Genomic DNA, 18,290 nt, shown 5'->3' on the forward strand with positions numbered 1-18,290 from the left:
GCGTGCCCTCCTCTCAGTTGAGGATTTCCACCGTGCGCACGGCCTGCGTGCACGCGGCGGCGACCCGGTCGCGCAGCTCGGGCTTCACGTACTGACAGCCGACGTGGACCCGGATCCGGCCCTTCGCCACGACGTACCAGTCGACCTGGATGTCGGGGCGGTCCGGCTTGACCTGGTGGTAGAAGATCACCGTCCGGCCCGCGTACGACAGGTTCGGGTCGTACGCGCTGTACTGCTGCTGCGAATCGTTCTCCGCGCTCTTGCGGAGCTCGTCCGCGAGCTTCTGCGGATCCGCCGTCGCGTCGTAGTCCATGACGTACTCCTGCGCGACGAGCAGGTCGTTGCCGTCCGCCGACTCCTGCGGGTGGATGACGACCTGGCGCTCGGCGACCCGGTCGTCGGTCTGGACCCAGTCGTTCGGCGAGACGAACTTGAAGTCGTACTGCGAGAGCGTCCGGCCGGTCTCGGCCTGGGTGCTGTCACGCGTGAAGAGGAGCACCCCGCCGACGACGAGCGCGGCCACGACGACCACCGCGACGGCCACGACGCCCCACAGCTTCTTGCGGTTCTTCGCGGGCGGCTCGGGCGACGGCGGGGCTGCGGACGCGCCGCCGGGGCGAGGCCCCGGAGGGCCGCCAGGACCGCTCAGCGCGGGCTGCCCGGCCGCCGGAGTCCACGGGCGGGCCGCCGGCTGGCCGTGGGGCGGTGAGGGCGGCGGTCCGGGCCGGTTCGCGTTCGGCGGGGTGAACTGCGCCGGCGTGGAGCGGGGCGGAGCCGGGCGCGGGGCGACGTCGCCGGGGCGGACGACCTCCGTGCGCTGCGCCGCCGGGTTCAGCGCGCCGCCCGGGACGGCGCCCATCCGGGCCATCGCCTCGCCGGGGAGAGCACCGGTGCGGTCCGGGTCGACCAGCACCGCGCGCAGCGCGCCGCGCGCGACCACCGTCTCGGGCTGGTCGAGGCTCGTCGGCACGACGCCGGTGCGCTCGTGCACCAGCCGGGAGATCATCGGGATCCGGCTCGACCCGCCGACCAGGAAGATCGCGGTGAGCTGCTTCGGCCGCAGGCCGGCGTCGCCGATCGACGCGACGGTCAGTTCCACCGCGCGGCCCAGCGGCGCCGCGATCAGCCGCTCGAGGTCCTCGCGGGTGACGTGCGCGTCGGCGAACGGCGGCGGCATCGGGACGTCGGTGTAGGCGTGCCGCGACAGCGTCTCCTTCGCGCCGCGCACGTCCTGGCGCAGGACACGACGGCGTCGCCGGTCGACGAGCTCGCGGCCCTCGACCAGCTGGCGCCAGGCGTCCTGCTCCCCACCCGCCACGAGCTCGCCGACGTGCTCCAGCAGGGCCTGGTCGATGTCCGCGCCGCCGAAGGCGGGGTCGCCGCGAGTGGCGAGGACCTGGAAGCCGCCGCGCTGCGGGCGGCCGGCGCGATCCCGGGCGTTGTCCGGCGGGAGGCGGCGCACGACGCTGACGTCGACCGTGCCGCCGCCGAGGTCCAGCACCGCCAGCGCGTCACCGGGACGGCCGCTGAACTCCACGGTGCGGTCGTTGGTCACGTCCTGCGGTGCGAACGTCGCGGCGTGGTAGACCGCCGCCGCGACCGGCTCCGGCACCAGCGCGACCTCGCGCGCCAGCCCACCGGCCGCCTGCCGCAGCAGCCGGGTGCGGATGGCGCCCCAGTCCGCGGGGTGGGTCAGCACGAGCAGGTCGACCTCGGCGTCACCGGCCAGCCGGCGCGCTTCGGCGACCGCGCGGCCGAGCACGGCGTGCACGACGTCGGTGACCCGCAGGACGCTGTCACCGAGCAGCAGCTCGCCCTCGTCGATCCGGCGCTTGGGGTTCGGTTCGTAGCGCGACGGGTCGACCGCCGCCTGCCGCTCGGCCTCCTGGCCGACGAACAGCGTGCCGTCGGCCGCCGCGTACACCGCCGAGGACATCAGCGGCTGGCCGTCGATCACCACGACCTGCGGATCGCGCCCGTTCACCGAGGCGACGACACAGGTACTCGATGTCCCGAAGTCCACCGCAACCCGCACTGTCACCCGAAGCTCCCGCACTATTCGCCGCGATCCCCCGCGCCACCGCGATCACGCCGGCGGGGCGCACCCTCGGGGAGGAAACCTACCCCGTCGCCGAAGGCGCGCCCCGCCGCCGTACTCAGTCCGGCTGGATCCACGAGACCTGGATGAGCTGCTTGCCGGCCTTGCGGGTCAGCATGTTGCCGCGACCCGGCGGCATCGAGCTGGCCTTGATGTTGCCAACGAGCGCGCCTTCGTCCCGCGAACCGTTCATCACCATGCCCGGCGCCGCGATCTCCTTGAGCTTGCCGATGATCGGGTCGTACATCGCCTTGCTCGCACCACCGGTGCGCCGCACGACCACCAGGTGCAGGCCGACGTCCTTGGCCTGGGGCAGGAAGTCGGAGATCTTCCGCAGCGGGTTGTTGGTCGAGGTGGCCACCAGGTCGTAGTCGTCGACCAGGATGAACAGCTCCGGGCCCTTCCACCACGACCGCGTCTTCAGCTGCTCCTGCGTGACGTCCGGCCCCGGCAGGCGGCGCGTCATCGAGTTGAAGACGTCGTTGACCATGCTCTCCAGCTGCGCCGCCGACACCGCGTACCCCAGCAGCGAGTCGCCCTGGACGAAACCGAGCATCGTGCGCCGGTAGTCGACCAGCAGGATCAGCGCTTCCTTCGAGGTGAACCGCTCGGAGATGCCCCGGGCGATCTGCCGCAGCAGGTTCGTCTTGCCCGACTCGCCGTCCGCGAACGCGTAGAAGTGCGGCTCGGCGTTGAAGTCCAGGTAGATCGGCTGCAGGTCCTCTTCGTTGACCCCGATCGGGATCAGCTTCGACTCGCGGGCCGTGTCGAGCTTCAGCACCTCGTCGTAGGTGATCATCTCCGGCAGCAGGCGGACCTGCGGGGCCACCCGGCCGCGCCAGGCCGCCTTGATCTTCGCCACCGCGTCGGCCACGCCGGAGGCGATGGTCTCCGGGTCACTCGACCCGTCGATCCGCGGCAGGCCGCCGAGCAGGTGCAGCTTCTCCCGCGTCAGGCCGCGGCCCGGCCGCCCGGTGGGGATGTTGACCGCGACCCGGCGGTCGATGTCCGACTCGGTCGGGTCACCGAGGCGCAGCTCGAACCGGGTGCCGATCATGTCCTTGATCGCCGGGCGGATGTCCGCCCAGCGGTTGGCGGCGATGACGACGTGCACGCCGTAGGACAGACCCTGGGTCGCGATCCGGGTGATCGTGGTCTCGAGCTCTTCGAAGTCGTCACGCAGGGCCCGCCAGCCGTCGACGATGAGGAACGCGTCGCCGAACGGGTCCTGGTCGGGCCGGATCTCGCCGCGGCGCTTGCGGTTGCGGAACTCGGTCATCGAGTCGATGCCCATCGCCCCGAACCGGCCTTCCCGCTCGACGAGCAGGGTGGTCAGCTCGGCCACGATCCGGCGGGCCTTGTCCGGCTCGCGCCGGGCCACGGCCACCCCGCCGACGTGCGGCAGGTCGGCCAGCCCGGCCAGGGTGCCACCACCGAGGTCGAGGCAGTAGAACTGCGCCTCTTCCGGCGTGTGGGTCAGCGCCATCGACATGATCAGGGTGCGGAGCATCGTCGACTTGCCCGACTGCGGGCCGCCGACGATCACGCCGTGGCCGGCCGCACCGGAGAAGTCCGCCCAGAGCGGGTCACGGCGCTGCTCGTACGGCCGGTCGACGATGCCCAGCGGCACCTGCAGCCGGCTGTTGCCGAAGAAGCCGACCGGGGACAGCCCGCGGTCGTCGGTCGGGTTCAGGTTCGGCAGCAGCGTGTCGAGCGAGTTCGGGTCCTTCAGCGGCGGCAGCCACACCTCGTGCGCCGGCGGGCCCTGCCCGATCAGCCGCGAGACGATGACGTCCAGCTCGCTGGGCTCGACCGCCTCCTCGGGCTGCTGCCGCTCTTCGACCTTCGGCGCCGCGTCGAGCAGCTCCGGTTCCGGCTCCTTCGGCAGTTCGACGAAGTCCGGGACGAACAGCTGCGGGCGCTTGTCCGCGCGCACGACCGTCGCCGCCGGGCCCGCGGCCTGGATGCCGGCCGGGCGGTACGGGCCCGAGACGTAGGACGCCTTGAACCGCACCAGCGTGGACGTGTCGAACTTGAGGTACCCGCCACCGGGGACCGACGGCAGCTCGAACGCGTCCGGCACGCCGATCGCGGCGCGGGACTCCGCCGCGGAGAACGTCTTCAGGCCGATCCGGTAGGACAGGTGCGAGTCCAGGCCCCGCAGCTTGCCCTCTTCCAGGCGCTGCGAGGCGAGCAGCATGTGCATCTGCAGCGACCGGCCCAGCCGGCCGATCGCGACGAACAGGTCGATGAAGTCCGGCTTCGCCGCCAGCAGCTCGGAGAACTCGTCGCAGACGATGAACAGCGCGGGCAGCGGGTCGAGGTCGGCGCCGTTCTCACGGGCTTTCTCGTACTCCCAGACGTTCTTGAAGTTACCGCCGTTCTTCAGCGCTTCCTGCCGGCGGTTCATCTCGCCGGCCAGCGCGTCCTTCATGCGGTCGACCAGCGTGACCTCGTCCGCGAGGTTGGTGATGACCGCGGAGACGTGCGGCGCCTTGTCCAGGCCGAGGAAGGTCGCGCCACCCTTGAAGTCGACGAGGACGAAGTTGAGCGTGCTCGACGAGTGCGTGGCCAGCATGCCCAGCACCAGCGTGCGGAGGAACTCCGACTTGCCGGAACCGGTCGCGCCGATGCACAGGCCGTGCGGGCCCATCCCTTCGGCCGCGGCTTCCTTGATGTCGAGCTCGACCGGCTGGCCGTATTCACCGACCCCGAACGGGACGCGGTAGCGGTCGCGGATCGGGCGGGGCCGCCACGCCTGCTGGACGTCGAAGGTCATCGGGTCGCCCGGGATGCCGAGCAGCTCCAGCAGCGACGGGTTGGACAGCAGCGGCTCTTCGTCGCTGACGTCCTGGCCGGCCGCGCCACCGACGCGGTACGGCGAGATGAGCCGCGCGAGCGACTCCGTCTCGACGACGCTGAGGGTGTCCGGGCGGCCGAACCACTCGACGCCGCCGGCGCTGCGCGCACCGAGCCTGTCGGCCTCCACGACCAGCCGGAGGCCACGGCGGGCGGCGAGGTTGCCGATCGAGTCGGACAGGTCGATCAGCGTGACGCCGACCAGGCCCTCCTCGAGGATGATCTGCTCTTCGCGGGTCACCTCGGCGTCGTCGACGATGATCACGACGTGCGGCTGGTCCGGCGCCGGCGTGGCGTTGCGGGAGAACCGCTGGCGGTCACGCAGTTCCTCGTCGAGCCAGTTCTCGATCTGGGCCAGCGAGCCGGCCATCATGCGGAGCTGGCCGATGCCGTCCGACATCGTCGGGTGCTGGGCGTGCGGCAGCCACTTCGCCCACTCCCACTCCTCCTTCGCGCGACCGGCGGTGGCGACCGCGATAAGCACGTCGTCGGGGCTGTGGAAGGTGACCATCTGCGCGAGCATCGCGCGGGTCAGGCCGCGGGTCAGCGCCCGGTCGCCCTGCATGCTCACCGCGGCGAACCCGCGCAACGTGATCTGGGTGGGCAGGTCCGGCACGATCGAGTGCGCGCGCACGAACCGGCGCAGCGCGAGGGTGGCGATCGGCTCCAGCTCGTCGACCGGCCCGGTCTGCGGCGGGACCAGCCGCGTCGCGAGGCGGTGCGAGCTGCGCCCGACGCGCAGGTGCAGGAAGTCCTGGTCGTTCTGGCGGCGTTCCCACATCCGGCGGCTGGCCGCCAGCGACCAGAGGGACTGCGGGTCCGGGTGCACCCACTCGAGCGCGGCCCGCTGGTCGACCATCGCCTCGCGGGCGCGATCGCGCATCTGGCCCAGGTAACGGAGGTAGTCCTTGCGGTCCTCGTCCATCTCGGCGCGCTTGGCGCCACCGCCCTTGCCGCCACCGCCGGCCATCATCCCGAGCGTGCCGACGACCATCATGCCGCCCATGGCCATCATCATCGGGTTCCGGTTGCTGGCCTGGAACATGAAGACCATCATCCCGAGCGACGCGACGATCATCACGATCGGCAGCGCCTTCATGACGATGTTGCCGGGGATGACGCGGGGGACCTCGGGCGGCGGCTCGAGGTGCACCTCACCACCCGGCGGGCGCGGTGCCGCCAGCCGCGGCGACTTCTTGAACTGCAGCGTGCTCATCGAAGGACCCCTCTTCAAACTCGACGATGGCGGCCACCGTTTAGTGCGCAAGGTGCGCGGAACAACCTATCGAACGTCGCGGAGGAATTCCGGCGGATGCCGCAACCGCCTCGGTGACCCACGTCGGGCGTCCCTGCCCTCGTCCGGCGAGTGTACGGCCCACGACCGACAGTGATCCCGCGGTGCGCGTCCTGACCTGCGGCGGGCAGTGAATTTCGGACGTTCGATGATGTCGGCACCCGGGTCCGGTATAAGTTCCCCGGGAGCAGTACCAACCGAGCGGGGGCAGTTCAGTGGCTACGGGCACGACAGTTTTCAGCAGGGTGACGGTGGTGGCGCCCTCCACCCGGATCGACGTGGCGCTGCCCGCCGACGTCGCGGTGGCCGATCTCCTCCCGATGCTGCTCGACATGGCCAAGGAGGCGTCGCCCGACGGCGGTGCCCGCCACGGCGGCTGGGCGCTGGCGAAGCTCGGCGACGCCCCGCTCGACCCCAGCCGCACGCTCGCCTCGCTCGGCATCGTCGACGGCGAGCTGTTGCAGCTGCGCAAGCGCAACGAAAACCCGCCGCCGCCGCTGTACGACGACGTCGTCGACGCGATCGCCGAATCCTCCCCCGACAGCTTCCGGCCGTGGACCAAGGAAACCGCCCACCGCTTCGGGCACGTCGCGGGCGGGCTGGCGCTGGTCGTCGCGGCCGTCGCGCTGTTCTTCAGCGGGTCGTTCTACGGCGGCAGCGCGCTCGGCGCGGCCATCGCCGGCGGCATCGGCGCGATCGCGTGCGTCGCGATCGGCGCGACACTCGCGAAGGCCTACCAGGCCGAGTCGACCGGCGTGCTCGTCGCCGCGGCGGGCGGCCTGCCGCTGGCCTTCGTCAGCGGCTTCTACATCGTGCCGGGGCTGTCCCTGCGGGCGAACCTGCTGCTCGGCGCGGTCCTCGTGATCATCGTCGCCTCCGTCTGCATCATGGTCATCGGCGCCGGCATCACGACGTTCATCGCCGCAGCGACCGCGGGCACCTTCGGGGCGCTGGCGTTCCTGTTCGGCACGCTCATCGCGCACCCGGCGGCCGGCATCGCGGCGGGCACCATCGCCGTCGCCCTCGCCTGCATCTCGATCCTGCCGCGCGCCACGATCTGGCTCGCGAAGCTGCCGCTGCCGCACGTCCCGGGCAGCGCGGAGGAGCTCAAGGAAGACTCCGGCTTCCCCGACTACCGGGCGATCGAGCGCCGCACGGCGATCGCGCACAACTACATGACCGGCCTGATGATCGGCTGCGGCGCCACGGTCGCGGTGGCCGCGGTCATCGCCTCCTCCGCGCCCGGCGTCTTCGGCATCATCCTCGGTGTCGTCGCGACGCTCGTGCTGCTGCTGCGCGCCCGCGCCTACGCGAACGGCAGCCAGGCCATCGCCCTGCTCACCACGGGCATGGTCTCGGCGACCGGCATCGCGATCGGCTGGCTGACGACGTCGAGCCCGCAGAACCGCCTGCTCATCGTCTTCGGGGTGCTGATCCTGCTGGCCGCGGGCGCGCTCGTGGTCGGCGTGATCTTCCCGAACCAGCGCTTCTCCCCGCCGCTGCGGCGCACGGTGGAGATCATCGAGGCGCTCTGCATCGCGTCGGTGCTCCCGCTCGCCCTGGGTGTGATGGACCTCTACACCACCCTGCGGCACCTGAACTTCAAGTGACCGGATCAGGTGAACCTCGGATGGCAGTAGGACGCCGCTTCGGCGCGACCCGGCGAACGACCACGGCGTTGCTGGCGGGCACCATCGGCGTACTCGCGCCGCTGAGCGTCGCGCTGCCGGTGTGGGCGCAGACGGCCCCGGCGGACGGCTACTACGCGACCCCGCCGCCGGTGGACGACAGCAAGCTGATCCCGGACGAGCGCAAGCCGGACAAGACGTACAAGCAGTCGAAGGGCTGCGTCCAGCGCGCTGTCCTCGGCCAGAACATCGTGCTCAAGAACCGGCCCTGGGGCCAGGAGTACCTGCAGATCGCCAAGGCGCAGGACATCGTCAAGGCGGCCACCGGCAGTGCCGGAGGCGGGATCAGGGTCGCGGTGATCGACACCGGCGTGACCCCCCACCCGTGGCTCAAGGACCGGCTGGTGTCGGGCGGCGAATACGTCTCGACGCCGAAGAACGCCGCGCCGGGCCTCGAGGACTGCGACGGGCACGGCACGGAGGTCGCCGGGATCATCGCGGGCAAGCCGGACGACCCGGAGGTCGGGTTCGTCGGTGTCGCCCCGGACTCGACGATCGTGTCCTACCGCCAGCTGAGCGAGAACTACGAGCCCGACACGACTCCCCCCTCGTCGTCGTCGCCGCCGGCCAGCAGCAGCGGCACCCCGTCGTCGAGCACGAACCCGCCGGCCGGCTCCGAAAGCTCGCTGCCCCCGAGCGGCGGTGGCGGCGGCAGTGAGGGCGACGAGACCTCGCCCGGGCAGACCAACAGCGGCCGCCAGCTGGAGAAGGCCGGCACCGCGGGCACGCTCAAGACGCTGGCCGAGATCATCCACGGCATCGCCCAGCGGCGCGAAGCCAGTGTCATCAACATGTCGGTCGACAACTGCCGCACCGCGACGGGGTCGATCACCGAAGGCGAGCAGCAGGTCCAGGCAGCCGTGCACTTCGCGGCGTCGCAGAACATCGTCGTCATCGCCGCCGCGGGCAACGCGACGGACACCTGCCCGCAGAACGACCAGCCGGACTCGCGGAAGCCGAAGACGATCGTCACACCGCCGTGGTTCGCCGATGACGTGCTCTCCGTGGGGGCGATCGACAGCACGGGCAGCGTGGCGCCGTTCAGCGTGCACGGCCCGTGGGTGGGCGTCGCGGCCCCCGGGACGCAGATCATCTCGCTGGACCCCGCCGAGGGTTCGGCGGGACTGGCGAACCTGACGTTCGAAAGCGGCGACAAGGCCAGCGAAATCCAAGGCACGAGTTTCGCGGCGCCCTATGTCGCAGGCCTCGCGGCCCTGGTCCGGGCGAAGTACCCCAACCTGGACGCCAAGCAGGTCGTCAACCGGATCAAGGAAACCGCCCAGCACCCGGCCGCCCCGGGCGGGCGCGACACCTTCGTCGGCGCCGGCGTGATCGACCCGGTGGCGGCCCTGACGCAGAGCCTGCCGTCGGAGGTCGGGGTCGTGGCCTCGGACCCCGGACCGCAGATGGCCCAGCTGCCCCCGGCCGACGACCGCAGCTCGACCCCGATGATCGTGGCCCTGGCCGGCACCGGCGGCGGCCTGGTGGCCCTGCTGATCACGCTGTTCGTGATGCGCACGATCCGCCGCAACCGCCCGGAGACCACGGGCTCGGCCCGCTGACCGCGGGCGCTACTTCGCGGGCGGCGCCGGAGGCTTGGGCTTCGGCGCCGTCTCGTCTTCGCCGATCACCGGCGGGGCGACCAGGTCCGGCTCGCCGAGCAGTTCCGACGACTTGATCATCGGCCGGTTCTTCGACGGACGGCGGGCCTGGCCGCCACCACCGAAGCCGCCGATGCCCATCATCGGCATCATCGGCATGCCCGACGCGCTGTGGTCCGCGGTGCTTTCCACCGGCGGCGCGACCGGCGCCTGCTGGGTGGCCGCGTCCGCGGGCTGACCGGAGTCGGTGTGCTTGCCCTCTTCCGCCGCGGCCGCCGTCATGACTTCGCCGGAACCCGGGTCCGAAGCCGGGTCCGAGCCCGTCGAAGCCGTCGAAGAAGCCGTCGAAGAAGCAGCCGCCGCGCCGGATTCCGTGTCCTGCAACCGGAACCGGTCCTGCGGGTACCGGTGGTTGATCTCGACACTCCGGGTGGTCACGTCGGGGTCGTCGACGCCCTCGCACAGCCGGTCGAACGCCTCCAGGACGTCGCGCGCGGTCTCGTACAGCGCCTTCGCCGAGTCCTGCGTCTCCCGCAGCTGCGTCCGCGCCCGCCGGGTGCCGCCGCTCGGGAGGGTCATCGACTCCGACACCAGTTCCGCCGCGTCCACCAGGACTTCGACGAGGTCGACGACGACGTGGCGCAAGGTCGTCACCAGGTCGTCGAGGGCGCCGGCGAGGACGGTGAGCGCCTCCTGGAGGTCGCCGCCCGCCGCGCCGATCTCGCGGATGTACGCGACGAACGCGTCCGCGTCACGACCTTCCCAGCCGCCGTCCAGCCGGCCGAGCTGGTCGTCGAGCCGTGCGGACACCGCGGCCGCCGCGGCGGCCGCCTGACGCAGCCGGCCGGCTTCGGCGCCGAGGTCGCCCCAGCGGCCGATCAGCGGGCGGAAGTACGTCTCGACGGGGTCGATCAGCCCCAGCTGTCCCGAAAGGTCCGTGAGGTACGACAGGTACGGCTCGGCCGTCGCGGCGATCTCGTCGCCTTCCGCGGCCGGCCCGAAGGTGACGGCGGGAGCCGCCGGTACGGCGGCGGTCCGCTTGGCCAGGGGGTGCGGGATGGAAGCGGTGGACGCTTCCGGTTCGGCGAACATCATTCGAGCCTCCCGGCACGCTTGATCAGCTCCGCGGCCTCGGCGTCCTGCCCGCTGTGGCGGACCGTGACGTGCCGCAGGGCGTCCGCGGCCGACCGCAGCGCCTCGGCGCCGTCGGCCAGCTGCTGCCGCAACGCCCCGGCCGCGCGGCCGTACGACGCACCGAGGCCGATCCGCGCCCCCAGAGCGCCGTAGGACTCGTCGGAGACGCCTTCGCCGCCGACGTCGGCCGCCGCCGAATCCAGCTCGGCAGCGGCCTCCTCGGCCGTCTTGGCGTACTCGGCGACGACCACGCCGTCCATCCTCAAGCCGGCCACGGCACCTCCGCTCGCGAGAAGACCATCCGAGCGTGTGACGCGCAGAGAAGCCCGATGGTTCCGCTCAGCTGCCGGGCTGCGGGCCGGGCGTCGGGAACGAGCCGGCGTTCGGGTCGATCGGCACGGAGTCGAACTCCCGCAGGACGTCCTGCGTGTTGAGGGAAGCACCGGTCGGCAGCAGGCCGATGATCGACTCCGGCGCCGGCTGCCGGTTGTTCAGGCCGATCGCGTCCGCGGTCGCGGCGTCCGGGACGCTGTAGCGGATGCCGCGGTCGGAGATCAGCTGGATCGAACCCTTGCCGAAGCTCGCCTGGCCGGTGGCGGACTGGACGACCGCGCCGAACCCGGGCTGCAGGTAGAACCCGTTGACCGGCACGCGGTTCGGGCCGGGCGTGGTGACCTTGATGGTGCTGAACTTGTCGCCGTGGCTGTTCTGGCCCGGCAGCTGCGTGTCGATGTAGACCGAGGTGTGGGCGTCGCGGTTGTTGCCGTCGCCGACCACCGACCAGCCGAGGCACGAGACCGCCGAGTTCTTCGTCGCGTCGAGGATCGTCGGGACCGTGCGCGGGAAGTCGTCGACCTTGATGTAGTCCGGGTCGGTGGGCTGCAGGACGCGGACGCCGGACAGCTTGTCGAGGCCGAGGACCTGGATCCTGCTCGCGCTGCCGTGCTTCGCGACGCGGATGACGTCGGCGACCGCGTTCGACACCTGCTGGATACCGCCCGTGGTGATGGCCCAGTACTGCGGCTGGGCCCCGGTCGGCTGCGTGGAGAAGACGTCGCCCGCGGTCAGGCCGTCGAAGTCGGCCGGCGCGTTGCCGTCCGCGATCACCGGCGGGGTCAGGCGCGCGACCTCGGGGATGGCGTTCAGCAGCCCCTGCGTGATCTTCCGCGGTTTCTGGTTCAGCTGCAGGGCCGTCGAGACGGCGTTGTGCGAGTCGCTGGTGTCGATCTCGGCGCGGACGGTGTTGGCGTTCGGGCGGTTCTGCGTGCTCGGCAGGCGGTAGATCAGGTAGGTCTTGCCGTTGTCCGCCGCGGCGAGCAGCGCGTCCTTCTCGCCCAGCTCGGTGCCGAGGGCGCTCGGCGCGATTCCGCCGAAGACGTAGGTGTTGGTCTTGTTCACGCTGTCGGGCTGCGGCAGCGAAGGATCGAGCTGAACCTGGTCGCAGACGGCCCAATTCGCGGAAGTCCGCTGCGAATCCCCCGGAATCAGTTGCGGGCCGTCGGGAATTCCGGTCAGTTTTCCGCGCGGGATGTTCTTCAGCTGTTCATCCGAAACGACCGTGGGATTCTTCACAGCGGCCGGCGCCGCGGGCGCCGCCGGTGCCGCGGCGGTGTTGCCACCGGCCGCCCCGGACGACTGCTTCTGCTGCGCGAGCAGAAGAAGCCGCGCGGACGCGAGGTTGAAGGTCGGGACGAGCGTCTTCGGGTTCCCCATCACGACGTAGACCGTGCCGGACTGCTCACCGATCACGATGCCGCCGGACTCGGGCACCGACGGCGCCGGGCTGAGCAGCCCCCAGACGACGAACACGATGGCGCCGAGAGCGCCGAGCACAACACCGACGATCGTGGCCCTCGTGTGGGTGCGCATCGGGTCGTGCAACATCACGGCGTCGCGCCGGACCAGTGCCGACTGCATCCGGCGCAGGACGAACTTGTACGCCTGAACCTGAGACTTAGTCGTGGGTGTTGATGGCATTCTCGACCTACAGCTCTCCCCGTCGCGGTACGGTTCCGCAGGATAGCCGTACGGGGACCGTCTGGTGTGGGGTTTCTACCAACCCAAGCTAGTGTCGGACTCCCCGGGACCCGGCTTCCGGGTACGCAGCAAGCACGAGGGGAAGAGAAAGCGCGGATGTCCGTCACCAACCCTCCACGTCCGCCTGGCCCACCCGGGCCCCCGCCGCCCGGCCGTCAGCCGGGCCCGCCGCCGCGCCCGGGCAGACCGACCGGCCCCAACGTCCTTCCCGGCGGCCCCGGCGGCGTGCCGGGCGGCCCTGGCGGTGTGCCGGGCGGACCCGGTGGCGGCCCTGGCGGACCCGGTGGTCCTGGTGGCCCTCAGGGGCCGGGTGGCGGCCCCGGCGGACCCCCTCGTGGCCCCGGCGGCCCCGGTCCCGGCCCTGGTGGCCCCGGCGGACCGGGTCGTCCCGGTCCCGGCGGCCCGGGTGGACCCGGCGGTCCTGGCGGACCGGGAGGTCCCGGCGGCCCTGGCGGACCCGGTGGTCCCGGCGGCCCGCAGGGGCCCGGTTCCGGTGACTCCGGCGGCGCGCCCACTCCCCCGGCCGGCGCGACCCGGATGGCCCCGCCGGCGCGGCGCCGTTCTTCGGGCGTGAACCTCGGCCCGCTCCCCGTGGCGAACCTCGTCGTGCTCGAGGTCGGCCTCGCGGTCGGGCTGGTGCTGCTCGCCATCGACATGTCGTTGAAGTACCTGGGGATCGGCATCCTCGCGTTCGCGTTGATCGTCGCGCTGCTGCGCTGGCGCGGCCGCTGGTTCACCCAATGGGTCGGCCTGACAATGCGGTACTCCTTCCGGTCCCACGACCGCGTCGCCGAGCCGCTGCCGCCGAGCACCGTCGAGGCGATGGCCGCCGAGGAGACCGCGGTCACCGGCGCGGACGACGCCCGCGTGAACCTGCTCCGCATCGCCGTCCCGGACCTCGTCGTCGCGCACGGCGTCGACCACGAGCGCCAGCAGGTCGGGCTCGCGTGGCACGACGGCACCTGGACGGCCGTGCTGCTCGTCGAGCCCACCCCGGCGATGATCACCCAGGCCGGTGACGCGCCGAGCCTGCCGCTCGCGGCGCTCGCCCCGTGCCTGGAGGACCGCGGGGTGGTCCTCGACTCCATCCAGATGATCTGGCACTGCTACCCGGGCAGCGCGGCGCTGCCGTCGGACTCGCCGGCGCTGAGCTCCTACATGGAGGTGCTCGGCCCGCTGCCCGCGGCGGCGCGGCGGACCACGTGGGTCGCGATCCGGCTGGACCCGAAGCGCTGCCCGGCGGCGATCCGGGAGCGCGGCGGCGGCGTCGTCGGCGCCCACCGCGCGCTGATCGGCGCGCTTTCCCGCGTGCGCAACGCCCTGGAGTCCCAGGGAGTGCCGACCCGGCCGCTCGACCCGGACGAGCTGCTGCGCTCGAGCATCTCCGCCGCGGAGCTGACGTCGGTCGCCGGTTCGCCGGACAAGGTGACGTTGCAGGAGCGGTGGTCCGGCGTGACCGCGGCCGGCATCGGCCACGCGAGCTACGCGATCACCGGCTGGCCGAAGGGCAAGATCACCGGCAGCCTGAACGCGCTGACGAGCGTCCGTGCGCTTTCGGCGTCGGTCGCGATGTCCATCTCGCCGGCCTCGGACGAGGGCAAGATCGGCCTGCGCGGCGTGGTTCGGCTGAGCGCGCGCAACCCGCGTGAGCTCGACGCCGCCGACCAGCGGCTGCACGGCCTGTCCGAGCGGCTGGGCGTGGATCTGACGCCGCTGCGGGGGCTGCAGGTCTCCGCGCTCGCCGCGACGTTGCCGATCGGAGGCACAGCATGACGTCCCGTCTCCGCGACGCCGGGCAGAACACCGGTGTGGCGCCGGAGTTCACGGTGGACCCCGCGATGCTCGACGCGATCAGCCCCTCGGGCGACCGCGGCGGCATCGTGCTCGGCTCGGGCCTCAAGGGCGAGCCGCTGACGATCTCGGCGCTGCGCTCGACGCCGACCCGCATCGTGCTGGTGGGCGGGCTGTACCTGGCCCGCCAGGTGGCGATGCGCGCGATGGCGGTCGGCGCGTGGGTCGTGGTGGCCACCGGCCGACCGACCGAGTGGCAGGTGCTCTCCCGCGCGGCCGGCAGCCGCGACGGCCGGCCGTCCCCGCTGGTCCAGATCCGCCGGCTGTCCCCGATCGAGCTGCCCCGCCCGTCGGAGGACGCCCCGCTGCTGGTGGTCACCGACGGCGGCCCGACCCCGCAGGACCTGTTTCCGCCGAGGTCACCGTGGCAGACGACGATCTACGTCCTGCCGTACCTGCACCCCCAGGCGGGCGCGACGGCGAACGCGGCGGACCTGGTCCTGATGCAGCGCCTCCCGGCGGGCCAGGCCGAGCTGGCGGCCCGCATCTGGCGCCTGCCGCCGCAGATGATGCGCCAGCTGACGACGTTGAAGGACGACCAGGTGGTGGCCCTGGGCCGCAACCTGTGGCGCCCGCTGCGCCTGGTGACGACGGGCAAGGAGCAGCAACTGCTGGGCCCCGTCCGCCGCGGCGACTGAAGTTCCCCGCTCCTGACAAGCGAAAGCGGGTGGTTCCCTCGGGAGCCACCCGCTTTCGTTGTTCAAGAGAGCCCGGGGATCGGCGGCCAGAACGGCGCACGCGTGGCTCGCAACCGCTGCTCGAGAGCCGCGACCGCATCGCTTCGGCCGACGCAATCTTCGGATTTGACTTCCGCGAATGCCTCGCTGACTTCCGCCTCGGTCAACCGAACGCTGGGCAAGAGCCGCAAAAACTCTTCGTTCATGAGCTGGCTACTCCTCTCGAAGTGAAGGAGGGATCTCCTCACTTCTTGAACCGGGCTCGATGCGAGTCCGGCAGGAGCAGCTCAGATCTGCGGCGAAGTGCGGACGTTGCGCGTCTGCTCGGCTCGTGCGGCGAGTTCGGTGTCCGGCGGGTAGTCGACCGCGGTGAGGGTCAGGCCGTGGGCCGGGGCCACCGCGCTGTCGCGGACGCCGCTCGCCAGGACCTCGCCTGGCCAGTGACGTCCGCGGCGGCCGTCGCCCACCAGCAGCAACGCTCCGACCAGGCTGCGGACCATCGAGTGGCAGAACGCGTCCGCGGAGACCTCGACCTCCAGCAGGTGCTCGTCCACCCGGCGCCAGACCAGGCGTTGCAGCTCGCGGATCGTCGTGCCCGTGTCGCGCTGCTTGCAGTACGCCGCGAAGTCCTGCAGGCCCAGCAACGACGCCGCGGCGGTGTTCATCGCGTCCGTCGACAGTGGACGGTTCCAGGCCAGCGTGTCGTTGCGGCGCAACGGGTCCACGCCCCACGGGGCGTCCGAGACGCGGTAGCGGTAGTGGCGGCGGATCGCCGAGAACCGCGCGTCGAAACCCGGCGCCGCGAGCCGGGCCCCCAGGACCCGCACGTCGCCCGGCAGGAGACGGTTCCAGCGGCCGGCCATGCGGGTCAGGTCCGGGATGCCCTCGGCGGAGACCGGGACCCGGCCCGAAGACGCGGGATCGAGCGGGACGACGTCGACGTGCACCACCTGGCCGGACGCGTGCACTCCGGCGTCCGTGCGGCCCGCCACGACGACCGGCTTCGGCACCGAGGCACCCGGCGGCTGGCGCTGCAGGGCCTCCTCCAGCACCCCCTGGACCGTGCGGCGGCCCGGCTGGCGGGCCCAGCCCGAGAAGTCCGTGCCGTCGTAGGAGACGTCCAGGCGCAGACGAACGAGCCCGCCGTCCCCGGCGGGGATGGCGGGCTCGTCCGGAACGGCTTCCGTCGTCAGGACTCGTCGTCCTGCTGCGACGGCGGCAGCGAGAAGCCCGCGGCTTCCGCGGCCTCGGCGGTGGCGAACCACACCTCGGCCTTGGTCTGCTCGTAGTACGGGCTTTCCTCGGTGTGGTAGTACTTCGACTCGTCGTTGCCCTTGATCGGGAAGCCCTCGGGCTGCGTCCCGTCCTCGAGCGGCGCGTGGCTGCCCTCACCGTAAGGAGCCTCCGAAGCGGCTTCCTCAGCGGCCTCGACAGGCGCAGCTTCCACTGCCGGCTTCTCGTCCTTGGCGAACTTGGTCTTGCGCGCGCGCTCGGCCTCGCTCGTCACGGTCTTCTCGTTCACCAGCTCGATGACGGCCATCTTGGCGTTGTCGCCCTTGCGGGCCATCGTCTTGGTGATCCGGGTGTAACCACCGGGACGCTCCGCGAAGTGCGGACCGATCTCGGCGAACAGCTTGTGGACGACGTCCTTGTCACGGACGACGCGCTGCACCTGACGACGGTTGTGCAGGTCGCCCCGCTTCGCCTTCGTGATCAGCTTCTCGGCCAGCGGACGGACCCGCTTCGCCTTCGCCTCGGTCGTCGTGATCTTGCCGTGCTCGAACAGCTGCGTGGCCAAGTTGGCCAGGATCAGCCGCTCGTGCGCGGCTGATCCGCCGAGCCGGGCTCCCTTGGTAGGGGTGGGCATTGGTTCTCCTACTAGTTCAGCTCGCAGCGTCCAGGCACAGAGCCCTAGAGCTGCTCGGTCTCTGCGTAGTCCTGGCCATCGTCGTGGCCGTCCGAAATCCCGTCGGCGATGCCACCGACACCCTCCGACCAGCCTTCACCGTCGTAGCTGGCGGCCGCCGCGGTCGGGTCGAACCCGGGCGGGCTGTCCTTCAGCGCGAGGCCGAGGCCGACGAGCTTGAGCTTGACCTCGTCGATCGACTTGGCGCCGAAGTTGCGGATGTCGAGCAGGTCCGCCTCGGAGCGCGAGACCAGCTCGCCCACCGTGTGGATGCCTTCGCGCTTGAGGCAGTTGTACGACCGGACCGTGAGGTCCAGGTCCTCGATCGGCATCGCGTAGGCAGCGATGGTGTCCGCTTCCTGCGGCGACGGGCCGATCTCGATGCCCTCGGCGTCGACGTTCAGCTCGCGGGCGAGACCGAACAGCTCCGTCAGCGTCTTACCGGCCGACGCGACCGCGTCGCGCGGCGTGATCGACGGCTTGCTCTCGACGTCCAGGATCAGCTTGTCGAAGTCGGTGCGCTGCTCGACACGGGTGGCCTCGACCTTGTAGGTCACCTTCAGCACCGGCGAGTAGATCGAGTCGACCGGGATCCGGCCGATCTCCGCGCCCGCCTGCTTGTTCTGCAGGGCCGGAACGTAACCGCGGCCGCGCTCGACGACGAGCTCGATCTCGAGCTTGCCCTTGCCGTTCAGCGACGCGATGTGCAGATCCGGGTTGTGCACGGTGACGCCGGCCGGGGGCACGATGTCAGCGGCGGTGACCTCACCGGGGCCCTGCTTGCGCAGGTACATGGTGACCGGCTCGTCCTCTTCCGAGGACACCACGAGCTCCTTGAGGTTCAGGATGATGTCGGTGACGTCTTCCTTCACCCCGGGAACGGTGGTGAACTCGTGCAGCACGCCGTCGATGCGGATGCTCGTCACGGCCGCGCCCGGGATGGACGACAGCAGCGTGCGCCGCAGCGAGTTGCCGAGGGTGTAACCGAAGCCGGGCTCCAGCGGTTCGATGGTGAACCGGGAGCGGGTCTCGTTGACCGTCTCTTCGCCGAGAGCCGGCCGCTGGGAAATCAGCATTCTTCCTAATTCCTTTCCAGACGACGCCCGCCATATGACGTCGAAGGGATGGCGCGGCGGCGGCGCCCC

Annotated in this window: 13 protein-coding genes; 4 read left to right on the forward strand and 9 right to left on the reverse strand. The window is 71.6% G+C overall.

Annotation, left to right across the window (positions count from 1 at the left end; translation table 11 throughout):
* Nucleotides 1-13: 13 nt before the first annotated feature.
* Both OG494_RS33215 and eccCa read right to left on the reverse strand, forming a co-directional pair.
* On the reverse strand, nucleotides 14-2,041 hold the full coding sequence (locus tag OG494_RS33215) for a type VII secretion-associated protein (protein WP_328445472.1): 2,028 nt from the start codon (nucleotides 2,039-2,041) through the stop codon (nucleotides 14-16).
* A 115-nt stretch (nucleotides 2,042-2,156) separates the two neighbouring features.
* The gene (gene eccCa, locus OG494_RS33220; protein WP_328445474.1) at nucleotides 2,157-6,173 is read right to left on the reverse strand and encodes a type VII secretion protein EccCa; all 4,017 of its coding nucleotides are present in this window, start codon (nucleotides 6,171-6,173) and stop codon (nucleotides 2,157-2,159) included.
* Between the two features lie 323 nt (nucleotides 6,174-6,496).
* On the opposite strand from eccCa, the gene eccD reads away from it, so the two are divergent.
* Together eccD and OG494_RS33230 are read left to right on the forward strand one after the other, a co-directional pair.
* On the forward strand, nucleotides 6,497-7,861 hold the full coding sequence (gene eccD / locus OG494_RS33225) for a type VII secretion integral membrane protein EccD (protein WP_328445476.1): 1,365 nt from the start codon (nucleotides 6,497-6,499) through the stop codon (nucleotides 7,859-7,861).
* Nucleotides 7,862-7,881: 20 nt separating this feature from the next.
* Complete coding sequence (locus tag OG494_RS33230; RefSeq protein ID WP_328445477.1) at nucleotides 7,882-9,501, forward strand: S8 family serine peptidase; 1,620 nt, start codon at nucleotides 7,882-7,884, stop codon at nucleotides 9,499-9,501.
* 9 nt (nucleotides 9,502-9,510) lie between these two features.
* Here OG494_RS33230 and OG494_RS33235 read toward each other — a convergent pair whose 3' ends face one another.
* The 3 genes from OG494_RS33235 to eccB form a co-directional block, all read right to left on the reverse strand.
* On the reverse strand, nucleotides 9,511-10,632 hold the full coding sequence (locus tag OG494_RS33235; RefSeq protein ID WP_328459099.1) for a WXG100 family type VII secretion target: 1,122 nt from the start codon (nucleotides 10,630-10,632) through the stop codon (nucleotides 9,511-9,513).
* Nucleotides 10,632-10,949 (reverse strand): hypothetical protein, encoded by a 318-nt coding sequence (locus tag OG494_RS33240; protein WP_328445479.1) that lies wholly within the window; start codon nucleotides 10,947-10,949, stop codon nucleotides 10,632-10,634. Before OG494_RS33240 ends, OG494_RS33235 begins: the two co-directional genes overlap by 1 nt.
* A 64-nt stretch (nucleotides 10,950-11,013) precedes the next feature.
* Complete coding sequence (gene eccB / locus OG494_RS33245) at nucleotides 11,014-12,651, reverse strand: type VII secretion protein EccB (protein ID WP_328445481.1); 1,638 nt, start codon at nucleotides 12,649-12,651, stop codon at nucleotides 11,014-11,016.
* A gap of 597 nt (nucleotides 12,652-13,248) precedes the next feature.
* On the opposite strand from eccB, the gene eccE reads away from it, so the two are divergent.
* Both eccE and OG494_RS33255 read left to right on the forward strand, forming a co-directional pair.
* Entirely contained in the window at nucleotides 13,249-14,484 is a 1,236-nt protein-coding gene (eccE, locus tag OG494_RS33250) for a type VII secretion protein EccE (RefSeq protein WP_328445483.1), read from the forward strand.
* Nucleotides 14,481-15,200, forward strand: a complete 720-nt coding sequence (locus OG494_RS33255; protein ID WP_328445485.1) for a hypothetical protein — start codon at nucleotides 14,481-14,483, stop codon at nucleotides 15,198-15,200. The genes eccE and OG494_RS33255 overlap by 4 nt, the downstream gene beginning before the upstream one ends.
* 62 nt (nucleotides 15,201-15,262) lie before the next feature.
* Here OG494_RS33255 and OG494_RS33260 read toward each other — a convergent pair whose 3' ends face one another.
* The 4 genes from OG494_RS33260 to OG494_RS33275 form a co-directional block, all read right to left on the reverse strand.
* Nucleotides 15,263-15,445: a hypothetical protein gene (locus OG494_RS33260; protein WP_328445487.1), complete on the reverse strand. Its 183-nt coding sequence runs from the start codon at nucleotides 15,443-15,445 to the stop codon at nucleotides 15,263-15,265.
* Between the two features lie 81 nt (nucleotides 15,446-15,526).
* Nucleotides 15,527-16,363: a tRNA pseudouridine(38-40) synthase TruA gene (gene truA, locus OG494_RS33265; RefSeq protein WP_328459100.1), complete on the reverse strand. Its 837-nt coding sequence runs from the start codon at nucleotides 16,361-16,363 to the stop codon at nucleotides 15,527-15,529.
* A gap of 65 nt (nucleotides 16,364-16,428) precedes the next feature.
* A complete protein-coding gene (gene rplQ, locus OG494_RS33270) occupies nucleotides 16,429-17,106 on the reverse strand; it encodes a 50S ribosomal protein L17, sunset domain variant (RefSeq protein WP_442874313.1) in 678 nt (225 codons plus the stop codon).
* A gap of 44 nt (nucleotides 17,107-17,150) precedes the next feature.
* Nucleotides 17,151-18,221 (reverse strand): DNA-directed RNA polymerase subunit alpha, encoded by a 1,071-nt coding sequence (locus tag OG494_RS33275; protein WP_328445489.1) that lies wholly within the window; start codon nucleotides 18,219-18,221, stop codon nucleotides 17,151-17,153.
* Between the last annotated feature and the right edge of the window lie 69 nt (nucleotides 18,222-18,290).

Origin of the sequence: Amycolatopsis sp. NBC_00438, from assembly GCF_036026695.1 — a bacterium.
In the GTDB taxonomy this organism is placed as follows: domain Bacteria; phylum Actinomycetota; class Actinomycetes; order Mycobacteriales; family Pseudonocardiaceae; genus Amycolatopsis.